Raw genomic sequence first — 17,212 nt, forward strand, 5'->3', positions numbered from 1 at the left:
AGATTGATTAGCTCTTTGCACACCGAATGTGCTTGTTTGAATTCCTTCTATATTGAAAGAATATCTTGACGTACTGGTTGGTTCGTTCAGTTTTCAAAGATCAAAAGTTTTTGTTTGCCGCTCCAAAACAGCGACTTAATAATCATATCATTGTGACTCGTTTAAGTCAACAACTTTTTTAATGATTTTTTGTGTGTCGTTTTCGGTTTGCTTTATATCCGCTCGCCTTTCCCGACAACGATTAATAATATACCATGGATCAAAAATGAAATGCAATACTTTCAAAGGATTTTTTTATCTTTTTTTAAATTATCCTATTTATATAGGAATTTAAGGTAACTAAAAAGTCCAGGGTAGCCCCTGAACTTTAACGTAAGCCTAGTTTTCTTTTTTCTTTTTTGGCATGTATTCCAGACATTCTTCCCGTGAACCAAACCTCCGGAATAGTTGAAACAAAACATCATACCGTTCTTCCATGGCTCTTTTAATTCCTATATCTAACCGGTGGTCTCCTAGATCAAATGTGATTTCTTCCATCTCTCTTTTTAAAAGATATTCCATTTCCCGTTGTTCTTGATCATTGATTATTATTCCGTGCATAGCCAGAACCTCCCTGATAACCAATCTTTTTTTATTTTTACCCCAAATTCATTGTTTTTAGCATAGGTTGTCCTTTTTTTCATATGTATAGAACATATTGGAAGGAAGGAGTTGCAGTAACTTTGAGCTTTTATACGTGGAAAGTGGAACGGTTAAAACGATATGTCGTTGTAGTAACACTTGCACTATTTTGTGCGTTATTTCTTTGGTTAGGTCAATGGAGCCAACTTCCTGTTTTCTCTAATAATGGTGAGCCCCGAGCATTAACACAGGGGAGTGAAGATTTATCATTTGTCGCCTTGACTTTTAACATCAGCTGGGGAAGCGACAAAGTGTATGAAATTTTAGAGCAGCTGGAAGCAAACCAGGCCCAGGCGACTTTTTTCATTAGCGGTGAGTGGGCAGAACGCCACCCCGATATTGTGACAGCTATCCAAGAAGGAAAGCATGAAATAGGAATGATGGGATATGAATATGAAAGCTATTTAGAATTAAAACCTGAACAAGTACGATCAGATTTAAGTAAAGCCCAGGAAACTTTTGAAAAACTAGGATTTGAACAAATTAGATGGATCCGACCGCCTCATGGACACATGGATAAAGAGGTGCTGAAAATAATTGAAAATGAAGGCATGCAGGCAGTGCAGTGGAGTCTAAACCCCAGGGATTGGGAAAACCCCGGAACAAACGCCATCATAGATCAAGTTTTAAAAGAGGGTGAAAAAGGAGATATTATTTTATTGCACGCTTCAGATTCTGTTAAGCAGACACCCAAAGCTTTGGAAGTCATCCTCCCTGGATTGAAGCAAAAAGGATTAAAATTTGTCAGCATATCCGAACTGGTAAGCGGCGGAGAAGCAGAAACTACTCAAATTAATTAAAAATCAGCCACTGTGAATCCACAGTGGCTGATTAATTTAAGCAGCATTTTCCTGATTATTTGTCAGGCGGTGTAGAAGCAGAAGCTGGTAAGCATTACACGCAAGCAATGGGATAATCATCATCCATATATAGTCACTTCCCTGTGCCCTCAAAGCAGGAACCCATTCTACTGTGGTCACCACTACCATAAAAAACAGAGCTGGAATAAAAGCATAGGGCTTCGTCTCCTTCGCCTTTATGAAGGCTATTACGAGCGAGATGCCCAAAATCCCCATAGCTGTTAATAAGTAAGCTGCGATTGAACCTTCTTCAGACGCTTGATAACGGAAATAAACAAGATCAAATAATGTAAAGGCGATTAAAAAAAGTTGAAGTGCAGGCCAAAAAGATCTGAATAATCCTTTTCCAAACTGATTAACCGTTAGATAAGCAAAAAATCCCATCTGACTAATAACGCTGAATATAAATCCAAGACCGGAAAAGAATAATAATAAACCCACTAATTCAAATAATTGAAATGGCTGCAGAACTTCGACATAAGAATCTTGCTTAAATATAAAACTGGTTACAAGGGTTAAAACTCCGCCAAGCAGCAGCGTTGTTAAAAATAACCTCACCCATTTACGACTATTCACGCATGTTCCCCCTAAATGCAAAAAAGATTTTCCTACGTATTTTATCATGAAGTGCGGCTTTTTTCCTCCTGCCGTATAAAATTTGTCGAAACGCGAATAGTAAGACTAAGGAGAACGAAAGAAAGGGGACATCCTACCATGTCCAAAATTCGCTTTTTATGTCCCGTCATCATTCTTGTTTTCCTGGCAGCTTGTAACGGCAGCAGCTCAGGAGCAAGCCAACAGGCGGATTATGATACAACGAAAAAAATGATTGTGGATATATTGAAAACCGATGAAGGTAAAAAAGCCCTCACGGAAGTTCTCTCTGATGAAAAAATGCAGCAATCCATGACTCTCGAATCCGAAGTGGTGGCCCAATCGGTCAGTGAAACCTTGGTTTCTGAAAAAGGAAAAGAGTTTTGGAGTAAGCTGTTTGCTGATCCTTCATTTGTACAAGGTTTCAGCAAAACCTTGGAAGAACAAGAAAAGGATCTAATGAAAGGTTTAATGAAAGACCCTGAATACCAGAAGCTCTTAATTGAGATATACAAAAATCCTGAAATGATGGAGCAAATGGTTACGGTTATGCAGGGGCAGAAATTCCGTGAACATCTTGAGAAGACTATCCAGGAAACATTAAATAGTCCTGTGGTTCAAGCCAAGATGAGTGAAACCATGTTAAAGGCTGCAGAAAAAATGAAAACCGGTGAAGATTCTTCCTCTTCCGGAGGAGAAAGCCAGCAAGGTGGAAGTGAAGAACAATCCGGTAGCGGCGGCCAAGAACAGAGCGGCGGATCTTCCCAGTAAAAATCACGCGTTTCCCTTTATTTGAGGGAAACGCGTGATTTCTTATTTAATACTTATCAATAATTTTAGCGGCAATATTCCGGTAGCTTAACCCAATTGGATGATCGGATTGATAAACGGAAGGAGCGAAGACATCTTCATCTTCGTACGGCTGCTGTAGAGGAATATGACCTAGCACGCCGGTTTGCAGCGTTTCAGCAAGCTTCGTTCCTCCTCCGCGTCCAAAGACAAATTCTTTATTTCCGGTTTCCTTACTTTCAAAGTAAGCCATGTTCTCGATAACTCCCAAGATTTCATGCTCTGTCTTCAAAGCCATCTGCCCAGCGCGTGCAGCTACAAAGGCTGCAGTCGGGTGAGGAGTCGTCACAATAATTTCTTTAGACGAAGGAAGCATGGAGTGAACATCCAAAGCTACATCTCCCGTTCCTGGCGGTAAATCAAGAAGTAGATAGTCAAGATCGCCCCATTCCACTTCTTTGAAGAAGCTTGTCAGCATCTTACCAAGCATAGGACCCCTCCAAATAATTGGGGAGTTATCTTCCACAAAGAATCCCATGGAAACGACTTTAACTCCGAATCGCTCAACAGGGATAATCTTTTCGCCGCGAACAACCGGGCGCTCTTCCACACCCATCATATCCGGTACACTGAAGCCATAGATATCAGCGTCAATGATTCCTACTTTTTTACCTAACCGCGTAAGTGCTACTGCCAAGTTGACTGTAACGGTTGATTTGCCAACGCCGCCTTTACCACTGGCAATGGTAAGGAATTTTGTATTGGAGCCGCCATCAAGTAAAGATTCTTCCTGCTGACTTTCGGCTTCCGGCTGAAATTTATTGATCACATCTTCTGGAAGCTGATCAAATCGTAGCCCTACAGTAGCTGCCCCGCCACTTTTCAGTGCATTCACTATAGTCTGTTGAAGTTCCATTTGTTCTGCCGTGTTTGTCTTTGCAATTAAGACTTTAACACTTACATGGTTTTTTTCTTCTTTGATTGATATATCTTCAATCCCACCGGTTTCTTCTAACGTTTTATGTAAAAACGGATCTTCGATTGGATGAAGGATTTCGAGTACTTTTTCTTGTGTTAACAAGCCGTTCACCATCCTTAGAAATGTTCAATAATGCTAGTATAACATATCTGAAACGCTTTCTAAGTAATATGCTTACAATCCATTTTCAGCAGGATATTCTCTTTCTGTTACATATCGAAGTATACCCTGGTAAATAGAGGCTGCCATCTTTCTTTGATACTCCTCCGACTTCAGCAGTTCCCGTTCATCTCCGTTTGATAGAAACCCCGCTTCCACGAGTGCCCCTGGAGCTTCTACATGTTTAAGAAGATAAATGGAGGTCAAGTCCATAGCCTGCCGGTCAGTGTTTTCAAGATTGGTTCTAATTTCAGATTGAATAAATTTAGCCAGATGTTCACTTTCAGGGGTATTTGAATTAAAAAATGTTTGAGCTCCTCTCCACTTAGGAGATGGAATAGCATTTAAATGGATACTTAAATAGAAATCTGCTTCTTTCTCTTTAATGTACTGAACCCGGTTACGTATATCTTCTGATTTCCGCCTTGATAAACTCCCGGCACTCTCAGAAGCCAGGTCCTTATCTTCATTTCTGGTTAAATACACAAGTGCTCCTGCTTCTTGTAGATAGTCACGCAAGTATTCACTCATACGCAGGGTGATCGCTTTCTCCTGTGTACCATCTGCTCCTTCTGCTCCACCATCAGGCCCTCCATGTCCCGGATCAAGCACAATAACCTTTCCGGATAATGGAGATGACCACATAGTCCAGGCATCTTTCGCTTCCTGAAGTGGGTAAGAAACAAGGCAGACAAGTATTATTATTCCCACTAGCCATAAGGGGGTCTTCATTTTACGGATCATTATCCCACACTCCTTAAACTCCCTAATTCACTATATGGGACAAGAGTGAAGAATATGAACAGATGAGAGGTCATACCTTTTAGAAATCAAAAAACCCTCTGACCGGATAGGCCAGAGGGTTTGATTGAAAGATATTAACGCTTGGAGAACTGTGGAGCACGACGAGCACCTTTAAGACCGTATTTCTTACGCTCTTTCAAAAAGGGGAGTAATTACCAATATATGGAAATTGATGAACCGCCATAAATTAACGTTTTCCCCTTTTTGGCTTCTTGGAATTACAACCGATTTATAGCAAAGGGTATTCAAAGGGTATTCAAAAAAGTAATTAAAAATAAATACGCTGGCAGGCTATATATAAGGAAGGTTTTTTTAAACATAATAATAATTTAGCTTTAACAACACAAAAGAAAACAGATACACCTTGTTACAGATTCGTTGTATTTGGCTATTTAATCCATGTATAAATGGCAGTATATTCTGTGCATATAAAAAGACCTTCAAGTTACGATACATGATTTATTGTAGCTTAAAGGTCTTTTTAAACCTCTCTTTGAAGAAGGACAGAGGTTAGTTCCGCATCTTCCATCTTTTTGATCCACTCCGGACAAGGGATTGATCCACTCGTGCCATAAGTGAGCCACTACCATCTATGTTAATGGCCATGAGTTTTAATGGTGTAACCCGTAACATTCTCTCATCGACATTTCACACGAAGACTCGATTCCAAGATAACTATAGTTCCTTATATATTTCCTTTATAACTTTACTAAAGTTATCAAAAGCACATTGGTTCTCGGTCACCTTTTCAATTAATTTCACCAACTGGACCCCGCTAATCAGATCAACAGGTTTATTTAACGCATAATTCCTTGCTTGAGAAGTAAATTCTGCTGTAGATATAAAATATCCTATTTCGGCATTACAGTCTATTACTGCGCTATGAAACTGTTGGATTTTCGGTCTGGTTACTTTTGTTTTATCATAGCGTTTACATTCCACAATAGCACAGTAATCGTCTTTCCTAACGATTATATCTTTTCCTCCGTCCCCAGTGGCCTTTGTTACTTGAGCATCGTAGCCCATTTGTACAAATAAATCACAAATAAAGAATTCAAAGTCTAACGGAGGCATTTTCTTTAGTTCTGCAAGAGTACCTTTTCTTTTTAATAACAGTTTCCTCTGAGTAGCTTCTTCTTCAGCTTTTCGCTTTTTGATAAGCCCTTCTTTTAGCTTTTTGTTCATTTGGATTTTATGTACCACTATTGTTATAGCAATAATAATAGTTCCAATAGCCAACCAACCTATTGCAGATAACGACGCTAGCCAAACAAAGATTTTTTCAATTAAAGTAACTATATACAAAAACAATATAAGGAATAATAATATTGGAAAAATACCAATGGGGACTGCTTTTCGTCTTCCCAATTGAACCACCTCTATATCAGTATGTTCAAAAAGGGATATAAAAATAATAAGGAAAAAACTATATCTTTAAATATATATATAATAGGGACTGCCCTCATATTTATTTAAAATTAATGGCTCTTGTAGTATTACTCCATATTGTTTAAGACTTGATTCCGAGATAGTAAATACATAAATCAGCGAATATATATTCATAGATATAATAATTTATATACCCTGTAAATCATTCACTAAAATAACAGGTTAGAGGTATTCCATAAGTATCTTTTAGGTATGAATCAGTTGCAAGAATAATTTGTTTCATTGGATCAGTGATTTTTAGTATCGAAACTCCTGGTTGAACAATTGAAATTTCAAATTCTGTTTCAAAACCAGATCTCACCATCTTTCTCAGCGTTTGCAGGGTAAGTAAATCCCCTTTCTCAAAACGAGTTTCATTATATTTTTTTTGCCTCCCATTTTCTCGTTCTATCATTCGTTGCACCATTTGCAAGACATTATCATTCCACATAATTGACTTTTCAGTTTGACCACAAACTTCATATAAGTCATCAATCCGCGAACCTGGAAAATTTTCACCTGAATATTTACAATGATACAAATGAAAAACAACTTTTTCATTTTTCGTATCAATTTTCACCGTAACCACATCTGCGATTTCTCCGGCTCCGTCATCATCGAAAATAACATCTGATGTTTGATCTACAATTTTGTGTATCGTAGCGTATTGAATTGAATCAGCTTTTCTGCCTCTCCCTTGAGATTCAGATTTTATATCGACATTTAATCTGTTCCAATCTACAGGAATCAAAGAGTTTTGTGGCAAGGCAGTGTCGCTCTTGGGCTTAATAACAGTTTTTAAATTTTCTTGTACTACAATAATTGTTCCATCATTTTGTATGAAAGAAATTTCCGGTGAGTTTTCGTAAAGATAGTCAGCAAATTTAACAGTTCCATTACCAGATTTCACTAGTAGCTCTTCACCTTCAATTTGCTTGAAACTATAGGACGACTCATTAAGAATCTGTTCAAATACAAATTTTCGTTCATTTATTAGAAAATCAAAGCTAAGATTACCATTTACTATATGTGGATTCTTTAAATCTGTTTGATAAAATGGAAATGACTTCTGTTCTTTAGAAATATACAATTGTTTAGTGGTTGAATTGGACATTTCAATTGACTCAGGCATTGATAATTTATACGGGATGCCTTCTGGAAACTCCTTGATAACTTCTAGGGCAAGGGAATTATTTAATATATCATTTGTATTAATAGTGTTATCCAATACCTTCTGCCCTATCTTCTGACACCAATCCGTCCAGAATTTCACCTTCTCTACCCACCGCATCCAAACTTTTCCTCTATATGAACAACCAATGCTGATTCGTTCCCCGCCTCGATAGCCATAACCAAATAAATTAGACTTTGTAGACCCCGATGCCACAGCCTCATTAATTCCAGATTTAATATCAGCTCCAGCAAACATTCTGAAACTAATTCTTCCGCTAGGTTTTTGCTTTAATCCCAACGTTCCTAACATTAATCTATTAATACCATCTAAGCTCCGGTAAATTGAATCTCCCTTAATTGCAAATGCTTCCGGAAATATACTTTGGACAAGTCTATTTCCTTTGCCGGTATCAGTTTCATTAATATGTACAATTCCATTATCATTATCTAAGAACAGTACAAAGAAATCGTAATCATATTGAACTATATCTTTTTGGTCTGACCAGCCAACCTTTGTTTCAATTTCCTCAATAAAAATATAAACAGAATCTTCTTTATTTATTAATGATGTAGTTCTATCTGGATTCAAGACCTCTTTCCACCCATTAACAAATGTGCTTTTTGAAGGGTGATTAAACATTCGAGTGCTTACTTTCATTTTTAATTGGGAGAGATCTATATCCTCCGCATGACCTTTTTCAAACTTATCGATAAATTCACCATGCTCAACTTCCTTATTAATTGCTTGATTTGAATGGATATTAAGAAGTTCATTCCAATCAGCGTCTTGATGGTATAAATCTTCTATCGCCTCTTTCAAATCATCCATTGCCACATTCGTGATAAGCTTTGCATTGCCCAACTTATTGCCACTTGTCCGAGCAAACCTTCCAATGAATTGAAGTGTTATAGGAAGTGATTTATACTTGTCGTGAATTGCTGCAATCTTCAAAGTTGGAATATCAATGCCTTCTCCAAACATATCCACACAAACTACAATTTTCGACTTACCATCTTTAACTTGTTGCAAGGATTTACTCCTTTTCTTAAGAGGAATGCCACCGTGAATCACAACTGGGTTAAACACATCATATTGAGAGTAGATTTTTTCATATAACTCATCCGCGCGTTTTCGGGTACTTGCTCTTGCCAAAAGTACGTGCTCAAATTCTACAATATCTTTTTCTAATTGCTTAATAGCAGTTTTTGCAATTTCTTTATCAGATTTTTGTTCGTCAAATTCCTGAATAGGATAAAAATCGATCGGTTTAAAATACCCAGCCTTTTGAGCTAAAGCCAAACCATAATTGAAAATTATCCTACCATCGATCTTTTTACCATCATTCCTATAAGGAGTGGCAGTAAACTGTAGAATTTTTTTATCTGAAAACCTTTCTTTAACTGTTCGCCAATCAGGAGCTGCAAGATGATGCGCTTCATCAAATATCACAACGTCCACTTCTTTAATAAGTGTATCAATAACTGATGACGGCATCTTCTTAATCATACCAGGTGTTGAAACAATGATATTTGACTCTTTAAGGGTTTCAACCAGAGTTGTTTCTTCCTCATCTGATACTTTTGACTTATACAGAAAAGTTGTTGGATAAATAATGTCATCCGAAATCATATCTAATTTTGAAAGTATCCCAAAATGCCTTGCCCCCTCAAAAATCTGTTCCCTCAAAAGATTAGAAGGCACAATGATTAGCGTGGTAGGTATCCTTTCAGAAATAATCGTAGCATACATTGTTTCTGACTTCCCTGTTCCCGTGGGTAAGACAATTGTTGCTGGAGAATTTGATGTCGCCCAATGGGCACGAATTGCAGATAACGCTCCAAACTGAGGAATTCTTAAACCTTTCTCTTCCACACTTCGAGAAACTCTCTCGTTATATGACACTTTCCAGCTATTAATAAGATCTGTTTGGTCAAATATTATTCCTTCAGCATCCGTACAACGACTCACCTTGTTATCATCACCAATTGTTGTGATTACATTTTGATACTCTCCCATACAACCGCCCCCTGTCATATAATTACATTTTAGTTAATTATAACAGACCAAAAGAACTAAATTTATATGTTCTTACTTCAACAGAGAACCCATATTCCCGCCCCCCCAAAAGCAAAGGAAGTAATAAATCTTTTCCATAATTAAGTGCATTTTTCATTATTGATTCTATTAAAGTACATAGGGATTCTTTTCTAATAATATTTATAACTATAGAAATATCCTAGCTAATATACGAGTGGGTAATGGATGCACTATATATTGGGTTTCTCCGATCTACTTATTTCGCTTCCTGTTCTTCCTCCTTTTAGGAGAGAAGAACCCTTATCTAAATGTAATCACTGTAAACCAGCCCGTTAAACCCCTTTATTTCAAACTCATATTTATTAACAAGTAGATTGGTGATTTATGATCACACCTCATATTTTCAATAGTACCTGCATCACTTGTATCACCAAAAACTTGAAACCCTTTTATATATTTTTAATTGTATATAACTCATATTTATATACTCTTTTCCTAAAAAGGTGATACAAGTGATGCGAAGCATTAAAACCCTTGGTATATCAGCGTTTAGAGTGCATCACTAACTTAAAATATGGTGTAACAAAGGTGATGCAAACGTGGTCGAAGTGATACATCCAAAAATTTTATAGTGTTGTTTGGTGTGATTCTGTGCTCGCGTCTATAAAAAGTAACAGTTCAAGTGATACATCTAAGGCTAAAGTGATTCAGAAATCCTGGAAGTGATGCACCAAGTGATACCCGAAATATTAAACCCTAACAAACCCTCTATACATGATTTTGCGATTGAATTCACGTTTTTTGGCATCGTTGTTGCCATTGTATGTTGGGTGCATCCATTCGCTAGGTTTGCCGCTTTTTTCAGGCATGTCTAACCCATATTCGCTGATTAGTGGTTCATCCTCGTCCATGCGAGTGTTTGATCGAACGGAGGACGTGGCTTTGCTCGTTCGGTCTTCCCAGGGGTCGCCTTGAGAACTAATGACATTTCGTAATTGCTCTAAAACATTTCGTTTTGCCATAGCCTTACCACTCGGGTTATTCTTATCGTCCCACTTGAGGTACAAGTCGTATAGGAACTGAGTCGGTAATAAATCCCACGTAAATTCATCTTTTAGTTGGTTCCAAAATTCCATAACTGAATTATTCTTTTCACGATACTGATCTAGCAAACTTGCCGAACGTTGCGGTATAATATACTCGTCAAAACTCATACTTAATGCTTTGTGCAACACATATTCTAATACTTCTTTTTGGTTAATATAGTCACTCTTGATGTACTTTCGTTCGCCGTTGTTTGTGAAAGATTTTAAGAATGGAACGAGAATAATGCGGCGGTAAAACGATTCGGATTTATCTTTTGTTTTCGGCAGTCCGTTCATCATTTGTATGTTCGTGCCGTTAAATTGGATACGCAGTGGCTGCTCATATTTTCTATTGATATTAATATCATCACCGGTAATCGACGCTTTGTAATCCTTGACACTATCGATAAATAAATCCACGTCATTTTCATCCGCAATATTCGCCGCAACACCTACCAACGTTGATTTCATAAACTCATGGTTAAAATCCACGACGGATAAAGATCCGTAATTCCCTTTCCCCAGGAGGTTTTTAATTAACTGACCGACAGTTCCTTTCCCATTATTTCCTTTTTCAGAGTAAAACCATATGCTTTTATGACGGGAATAGTTCGGTTGTAAGCAGTCCGCGATGACTTGCCACATCAATTTCGTTGTGTCCTCATCGTTGTCTGTGATGTCACGAAACCACGATTCAACGTCCCATTGGTGACCATCAGGAGCCGTCAATAAAGGGTTAATGGGGTTCGAGTTATAATCGATAGGGATTTTTGTAAGATACACATACTTATTATTAAACGGCATCAATTGATCCGTTTGTTGATTATATATGCCATTGTTTACAGCAAATAAATGACGCTCTTTTGTTTGATTGACCTTAGGTACTGCCCGTTTGATTTTGTGAGCAACCTCCTCCATGTCGCGTTGCTTGAAGCTAGGCGCAAGTCGCTCCATGATTTGATAAAAGTACTCACGACTTGAACTATAGGTTCCAAGCTTTGGAGAATTTATGTTGTAGTCGTACACCGCAAGAAGTGTATCATCTGGACGCTCTGTCATTTGAATGTTTCGAAACGTAAAGAGTGACATCATGATAACAGCTACTTCATCGAAACCAATCTTATCTGGTACACGTTTTTTTGATTTCTTATACACCATGTTGTGCTCTTCCACTTCTTCTATCTTACTTTTTAATGCTGCCTCCCCGACTTCTATTAAGAACTTATTATCGATTTGATTAGGGAGAACCAAAGTTTTTAGATAGTCCTTTAGATAAGACGCTACATAAATGTTGTCAGGTACGTGTACACGTTGTTCAAACAGGCTATTATCTCCGCTGTCACTTGATGTCGTTACCTTGCTATTGTTTCCACTGTGGCCACTTAAATCGTTATCATCTTCCAAATTATAATTTTTGTATCCCGTATGTGGATTGTTGATTTTTTTTGAAATAGTGCTAGAATGGTTAGTAAATAAACTTTTTGTATCGATCATGAGCGAACACACCTCTCATATTTATTTGTTAGGTTCTGACTTTCGTGAAGATGGAAGCAAAGTAGTTCTGACCCGTGGTGGGGTCAGAGTATTAAACACTAATTGATTTTTATAGCTCTGGTGCGTCTCCCGCATTGCAGAGCTATTTTTGTTTTGTATCTATTTCTCTTATATGTGTCCGTCAATCTTACTCTCAACACCAGTTAAGACCTCTCACACCTTGTGATCCTCTTTCACCTTTCACGTGACCTTTTCCCCCATTAACTTCCATCCATTCTGTATTGCGCCATCTTCACCATTACAGTTTTGACTTTACTTCTTGTTCAAAATCAGGCAAACAAATCTGTTCAGCATCCATTTGGAAGATGTATGCCATTGCGTACAAGGCGTACGGCTTGACCTCCCTTTGACCCTTTTCCCAGGAGCCTATGGTACGTTTCGTAACACCTAACTTTTTAGCCAAAGAGCTTTGCGTATAGCCACAGTTTACACGTGCCGCTTTTAAACTAATTTCAAAAGGTTGGCTCATATGGTTTCACCTCCTGTAATTTCCATATATTGTATATTTTTATTTTACTTCACTAAAGGCGAAATGTAAATCCTTTTGTCGAATTCATGTTTCTTTTTGTTACATGCGTATAATGAGCATTTCATTTGTTCTTAATAGTGAATGAAGACATACGTGGCGCCTTTTTCATCCACCAGGTTAAAAGCAAAAGACCGACTCCTAACTAGAGACGGCCTAAAATAAGATTTTATGTAAGAATTTCATGATAGGGAAATATCACAGATCGGGTTTTAAACCGCTTTCATATGGGTTGAAAGTACGCTCTGACGCCTTTTACCACGGATAAATCCACCCTTTTGTGATAGTTAGGTTGTCCTGTACTCTCACATGCACCCAATGTGTGATACTTCGCGGAAGCGTTCTAGATAAAGTAAGAAAAACGGACAAAAACATCCTATAAATTTGCTTATCCTTTCCATGGCTGCGATTCTCTCGTATTGGCCACAGTTTGAATTATGGTTATTTTTTATTATTTGATTTATTTCTCCAATCAAACTCCAATTTCACTAAAATTTAAAAGACTTCAGATTAATCGCTCTAAGTTTTTCTATTGGATTTAGGTGTTTCCATACTCATATTACTGTCTTGCATTACATTTTCTATAACAATTTTTGTATTACTATTCACTATTACATTTTCTGCAACAACCTTCGTATTGTGCAAGCCCCTTACATAAGATGCTTCTTGTTCCAATTGTTTCTTACTCTTTCTGTTTTCATTTCATATAATTAGGTATGTGTTAATGGTACCGCTATTGATTTAACTCTTCACAATAAATTCAGGGTGCGGAGACTTGTTGATAAAATATAATCTAATTCTTGATCGATACCCTTCAAGCTGTGGTTAAGTACTCTAACTATTAATTTGCAGCTTAATGACTGAATACGGACACAAGCCCTCAATCCGTGGCTTTTAGGGTTGAATATGATGGCAGACCTTTTAAACCGGGCTGCTACACCGAGCAACAGAAAAAAATAACCCTACTTTCTTTCTACTATTGCCCCACCTGTGATTAATATAAAAAAGGTTACGACCACATAGATAATTAAATAATCAATTCTTATGAGACTGATACCTGTGACGTATTTGGCCACTACTAAGTAACCAAATAGCAACAGGTGTGCTAACAACAGCACGTACGCTGCAAACTGCTTCACATTATTCGAGACTCGCTCATCATTCGGCGCCTCTACCACTTCCCCTTGATTCCTTTTCCTGCTCCTGATGAGTTCTGAGATACTAAATCCGATGATGGCTGCGGCTAAGCCTACCCACGGAATACTCCCCATTAAAAGTCCAGCTCCAACGAAAGCCACAGACAACGCCGCAACAGCACTTATAAAATGACCTTTCACTTTGAAAATCCCCTTTCGTTAATCTTCTAACCAAAACAATTGATTTAATGGTTGATCAAGCTCCCTGCAGATAAGTAAGCAAATTTTAATAGAAGGATTGTATTTTTCAGATTCAATTAGGTTCATGGTTTGTCGAGTCACACCAACTTGCTTAGCTAGTTGAGTTTGAGTAAGGTTTCCATTATTAATTCGTGATATTTTCACTTTATTTCTTACTTTAACTTCTTTCATATGGCTCATCATCCCTTTCAACAGATAGTAACATATATTTTACTTTAGTCAATTATATATTACTAAATCATTAAACCCACTTAATTTATTATAAATATTCTTTCCTCCTCCTTTATTGAGAAAGCGCTCCCCAAAAGGATAGAGTCAAAAAATGCGAATATTAGAATGTAAGCAAATTAGAGCATAGAAAAACCGGTTCCTATTAAAAGTGTAGGAACCGGTTTTTTATTTTGGCTTATTGAACTGAGACCCTCTAGTTAGCAAACGGAAGACATGAATTCAAGATTTTTAATAACGTAATCAAAAAAACTGAGCGCAAGCGATTAAACAGAGGAGAATAGGAATTGAAGTCTTAAATCCCTGAAGCATCCTCCAAAAAATACTTTTGTTTGGATCGCTTATACACTAACAAAATGATAGCTAAGGAAGTAATAAATAATAAGGCTGTCATTCCTATGATCGTATAACGCAAAGACCACTCCCCAAGTAAACCGATAAATAAAATGAAGGCAATTTGGGCTACACTCTGGAGCACTCCTAAAACACTCGTAATCCTCCCCATACGTTCCACGGGGATATTATTTTGATAGAACGTAAGGATTCCAGTACTCGAAAAGGCATTGAAAAACCCTAGAATAATAAATCCTATGACCAACATCATAAAGGTATGTGAAAATGCGTATATTCCATATCCCACAGACACCAAAAGAAACCCTATCCCTATCAGGTTTTTTGTAGAGATATACTTAGAAACGACAGCAATTAATAAAGAGCCAGAAACAAAACCGATCCCAGTAATCGTGATTAATAGACTGAATTGAAACTCGGATACACCTACGACTTGCTGGGTAAATACAACTTCCTGGGAATCCATGGCTAGTGTGCAAACAGTGGTTACAAGGTACAATATATAAACTGAAATGATAAAAGATTCCCGTTTGCCATAATCAATGACTTCCTTCCAGTCTTCTTGCATTTGTTTTAATGAAAGCTTTTCCTTATTCCATTCCGCTTCACTGTCTAAATTAGGAAGCAAGTATAGAAAAAAAGCTGAAACCAGAAAAGAGATGGCATTTATGTATATAGCCAAGTCCACAGACCCGATCATGATTAAGACACCCGCAATGGAAGGACCGACAATGAACGCCCCTGAAGTAATTAAACTATTAATGGAATTGAACCGTTTACGCTGGTACTTTGGGATAAGCTGGGTCGTAAAAGTCATCGAAGTAGGGTTGAATAATGCTTTTGCCATACCGATGAGGAATAACATGAAATATATGACCCACACGTTTGGCAGGAGTGGAATGACTCCAACTGCTGCTGCACGGACGATATCCATACTAATCATCAGTCGACGTTTATTACTCCTATCGACGAGACTTCCTGCCCAAAACTGGGTAAGAATCACTGCAAGTGGACTGATGGCCCAAAGCCCAGCTACAGCTGTAGCTGATCCAGTCATGTTTAAAACTAGCAGATTAATAGCGACAAGATAAATGAAGTCACCTAACCTGGAAATCCCAACTCCCGTAAGAAGCAAGACGGGTTGTTTCCACTCATGCCTACCTATTTGCTTAATCAATTTATCACCTCGATACAGCTTAATGGAATCGCTTACACAAAACCACAAATGTACTCATTAACCAACCTTTGACCCATTATTCTGATTTAGTTAGGGGTAGTCCTCCCCCCTGTAAACTTCCTTAGCATGACGTTAACATAAATTGGTAATTACCGCGAAATGGAAATATCACAGATTGGGTTATAAGATCCTCGCAGATAGTGTGTAAGTAGGTCCTGACGGCTATTGTTAAGGTTAAATCATCGCATTTTGTGATAGTTAAGGTGCCCTGTACCCTCCCAGCGCTATGTTCTTTCAGAGGTGAAAAATGTATAATTTTACCTCTGAAAGTATTTTTTTCAATTCACCCTTATTCTTGATAACATAAAGGGTAGTAAGCAAGGGGTGAATTTTATTTTATACACTATCACGAAGGTATTCATCGCTATAAACATATTAATGTGTATTCCTGCCGTTCTCTATTTCTTTGGTATCATCATTTTACCATTAGGGTATTTCTATCTAGCATCAACCGCAACGATTATTTCCCTTGCATTTGATGTGAAAAAAATCAGATCAAACCCGTTGGTGTAATGATGGGGACATGTTTTGTACTAGGAGGAATGTTTTTGTTTGTTGGCATTTTCCAAGTGGGGTTATAAACCAATTTTTATTGTCTTGCTTATTATTACGCATTGCGAGAGAAAATTTTAAAGTGCGCAGAAGGAGAAATATCTGTGCATTTTTTGTTCAATAGATACATAATTAAATCCACGTTTTAAGGGTGTTAACCTGCTCTTTAACAATCATAAAAGGATCGCTCGGGTTGCCATTGACGAATGCGTGATGGTTGAGGCTTTAAAGGGATAGAGATTCTTCTATGTGATCCTCTCCTGCTACACTCTCTTATGTTGCTACTCTGCTTGGAGATATGGATCGTCTACGTTTCCGAATAATTAAAGCCTCTTCACTTGCTATAACTTCTTCATTGAGACTTACCACATATATGCTAACAATGGACTTGGGTGTGTTCCATCGCTATTTAGCCAAAAAAAATAGCCCCCCTGTCCGGCAAAATGGGTAAGGGCTACTTTTTCGATTAGATAACGCCAATCCCCTATCGAAAGAATGGGTATCGACTTGACCACAGTTCGCGCTGTGCTCTTTATATAATTTGTTACTTCTATTATACCACATTTTCATTTAAGTAAACGGCTCCAGGACGCATGTTCTATTTCTGTGATTTTATGGTTGGAATTAGATGTTATCCTTTCAGTTTTCAGAAGACGTGTCCGTACTCCTATTATTTTCTTGCATTACATTTTCTATAATATATTTGGTATTACTATTCACTGTTACATTTTCTTTAACACCTTCAGGATTGTCCATCTTCCTTACATAAGAGGTTTC

Annotated in this window: 13 protein-coding genes and 1 pseudogene; 2 read left to right on the forward strand and 12 right to left on the reverse strand. The window is 37.6% G+C overall.

The features are described from left to right. Positions 1 to 378: 378 nt before the first annotated feature. Complete coding sequence (locus tag LCM11_RS18930) at positions 379 to 600, reverse strand: hypothetical protein (protein WP_224895834.1); 222 nt, start codon at positions 598 to 600, stop codon at positions 379 to 381. A gap of 122 nt (positions 601 to 722) precedes the next feature. On the opposite strand from LCM11_RS18930, the gene pdaB reads away from it, so the two are divergent. After that, a complete protein-coding gene (pdaB, locus tag LCM11_RS18935; RefSeq protein ID WP_224895835.1) occupies positions 723 to 1,481 on the forward strand; it encodes a polysaccharide deacetylase family sporulation protein PdaB in 759 nt (252 codons plus the stop codon). A gap of 36 nt (positions 1,482 to 1,517) precedes the next feature. On the opposite strand, the gene LCM11_RS18940 is transcribed toward pdaB, so the two are convergent. After that, positions 1,518 to 2,117: a KinB-signaling pathway activation protein gene (locus LCM11_RS18940; RefSeq protein WP_224895836.1), complete on the reverse strand. Its 600-nt coding sequence runs from the start codon at positions 2,115 to 2,117 to the stop codon at positions 1,518 to 1,520. Between the two features lie 138 nt (positions 2,118 to 2,255). Between LCM11_RS18940 and gerD the strand changes: the two genes are divergently transcribed. Further along, the gene (gerD, locus tag LCM11_RS18945) at positions 2,256 to 2,906 is read left to right on the forward strand and encodes a spore germination lipoprotein GerD (protein ID WP_224895837.1); all 651 of its coding nucleotides are present in this window, start codon (positions 2,256 to 2,258) and stop codon (positions 2,904 to 2,906) included. A 46-nt stretch (positions 2,907 to 2,952) separates the two neighbouring features. Here the strand turns inward: gerD and LCM11_RS18950 are convergent, their stop codons facing one another. From LCM11_RS18950 to LCM11_RS18995, 10 genes and pseudogenes are all read right to left on the reverse strand, one after another. Continuing rightward, positions 2,953 to 4,005, reverse strand: a complete 1,053-nt coding sequence (locus tag LCM11_RS18950; RefSeq protein WP_014641458.1) for an Mrp/NBP35 family ATP-binding protein — start codon at positions 4,003 to 4,005, stop codon at positions 2,953 to 2,955. 72 nt (positions 4,006 to 4,077) lie between these two features. Beyond that, positions 4,078 to 4,806 carry an N-acetylmuramoyl-L-alanine amidase CwlD gene (gene cwlD / locus LCM11_RS18955; protein ID WP_224895838.1) on the reverse strand — a complete coding sequence of 243 codons (729 nt, stop codon included), beginning with the start codon at positions 4,804 to 4,806 and terminating at the stop codon, positions 4,078 to 4,080. Between the two features lie 134 nt (positions 4,807 to 4,940). Next, a pseudogene (gene rpsI / locus LCM11_RS18960) lies at positions 4,941 to 5,006 on the reverse strand (30S ribosomal protein S9); the annotation flags it as partial. A gap of 535 nt (positions 5,007 to 5,541) precedes the next feature. Further along, positions 5,542 to 6,234, reverse strand: coding sequence for a restriction endonuclease (locus tag LCM11_RS18965; RefSeq protein ID WP_224895839.1), 693 nt, complete (start codon positions 6,232 to 6,234; stop codon positions 5,542 to 5,544). Between the two features lie 223 nt (positions 6,235 to 6,457). Continuing rightward, on the reverse strand, positions 6,458 to 9,484 hold the full coding sequence (locus tag LCM11_RS18970) for a DEAD/DEAH box helicase (RefSeq protein WP_224895840.1): 3,027 nt from the start codon (positions 9,482 to 9,484) through the stop codon (positions 6,458 to 6,460). A 770-nt stretch (positions 9,485 to 10,254) separates the two neighbouring features. Then, positions 10,255 to 12,084: a phage/plasmid primase, P4 family gene (locus tag LCM11_RS18975; RefSeq protein WP_224895841.1), complete on the reverse strand. Its 1,830-nt coding sequence runs from the start codon at positions 12,082 to 12,084 to the stop codon at positions 10,255 to 10,257. Positions 12,085 to 12,382: 298 nt separating this feature from the next. Next, positions 12,383 to 12,613, reverse strand: a complete 231-nt coding sequence (locus LCM11_RS18980; RefSeq protein ID WP_224895842.1) for a helix-turn-helix transcriptional regulator — start codon at positions 12,611 to 12,613, stop codon at positions 12,383 to 12,385. Between the two features lie 1,019 nt (positions 12,614 to 13,632). Beyond that, entirely contained in the window at positions 13,633 to 14,007 is a 375-nt protein-coding gene (locus LCM11_RS18985; RefSeq protein ID WP_224895843.1) for a hypothetical protein, read from the reverse strand. Between the two features lie 18 nt (positions 14,008 to 14,025). Next, a complete protein-coding gene (locus LCM11_RS18990) occupies positions 14,026 to 14,238 on the reverse strand; it encodes a helix-turn-helix transcriptional regulator (RefSeq protein WP_224895844.1) in 213 nt (70 codons plus the stop codon). Between the two features lie 352 nt (positions 14,239 to 14,590). Then, a complete protein-coding gene (locus LCM11_RS18995) occupies positions 14,591 to 15,823 on the reverse strand; it encodes an MFS transporter (protein ID WP_224895845.1) in 1,233 nt (410 codons plus the stop codon). Between the last annotated feature and the right edge of the window lie 1,389 nt (positions 15,824 to 17,212).

Origin of the sequence: Halobacillus halophilus (genome assembly GCF_020171985.1) — a bacterium.
Lineage (GTDB): Bacteria > Bacillota > Bacilli > Bacillales > Halobacillaceae > Halobacillus > Halobacillus halophilus_A.

What these genes read in the sequence shown, in the direction of transcription:
- LCM11_RS18980 (WP_224895842.1), bottom strand. Translation starts at nt 12,613, where the DNA reads ATGAGCCAACCTTTTGAAATTAGTTTAAAAGCGGCACGTGTAAACTGT.
- LCM11_RS18975 (WP_224895841.1), bottom strand. Translation starts at nt 12,084, where the DNA reads ATGATCGATACAAAAAGTTTATTTACTAACCATTCTAGCACTATTTCA.
- LCM11_RS18930 (WP_224895834.1), bottom strand. Translation starts at nt 600, where the DNA reads ATGCACGGAATAATAATCAATGATCAAGAACAACGGGAAATGGAATAT.
- cwlD (WP_224895838.1), bottom strand. Translation starts at nt 4,806, where the DNA reads ATGATCCGTAAAATGAAGACCCCCTTATGGCTAGTGGGAATAATAATA.
- gerD (WP_224895837.1), top strand. Translation starts at nt 2,256, where the DNA reads ATGTCCAAAATTCGCTTTTTATGTCCCGTCATCATTCTTGTTTTCCTG.
- LCM11_RS18970 (WP_224895840.1), bottom strand. Translation starts at nt 9,484, where the DNA reads ATGGGAGAGTATCAAAATGTAATCACAACAATTGGTGATGATAACAAG.
- LCM11_RS18990 (WP_224895844.1), bottom strand. Translation starts at nt 14,238, where the DNA reads ATGAAAGAAGTTAAAGTAAGAAATAAAGTGAAAATATCACGAATTAAT.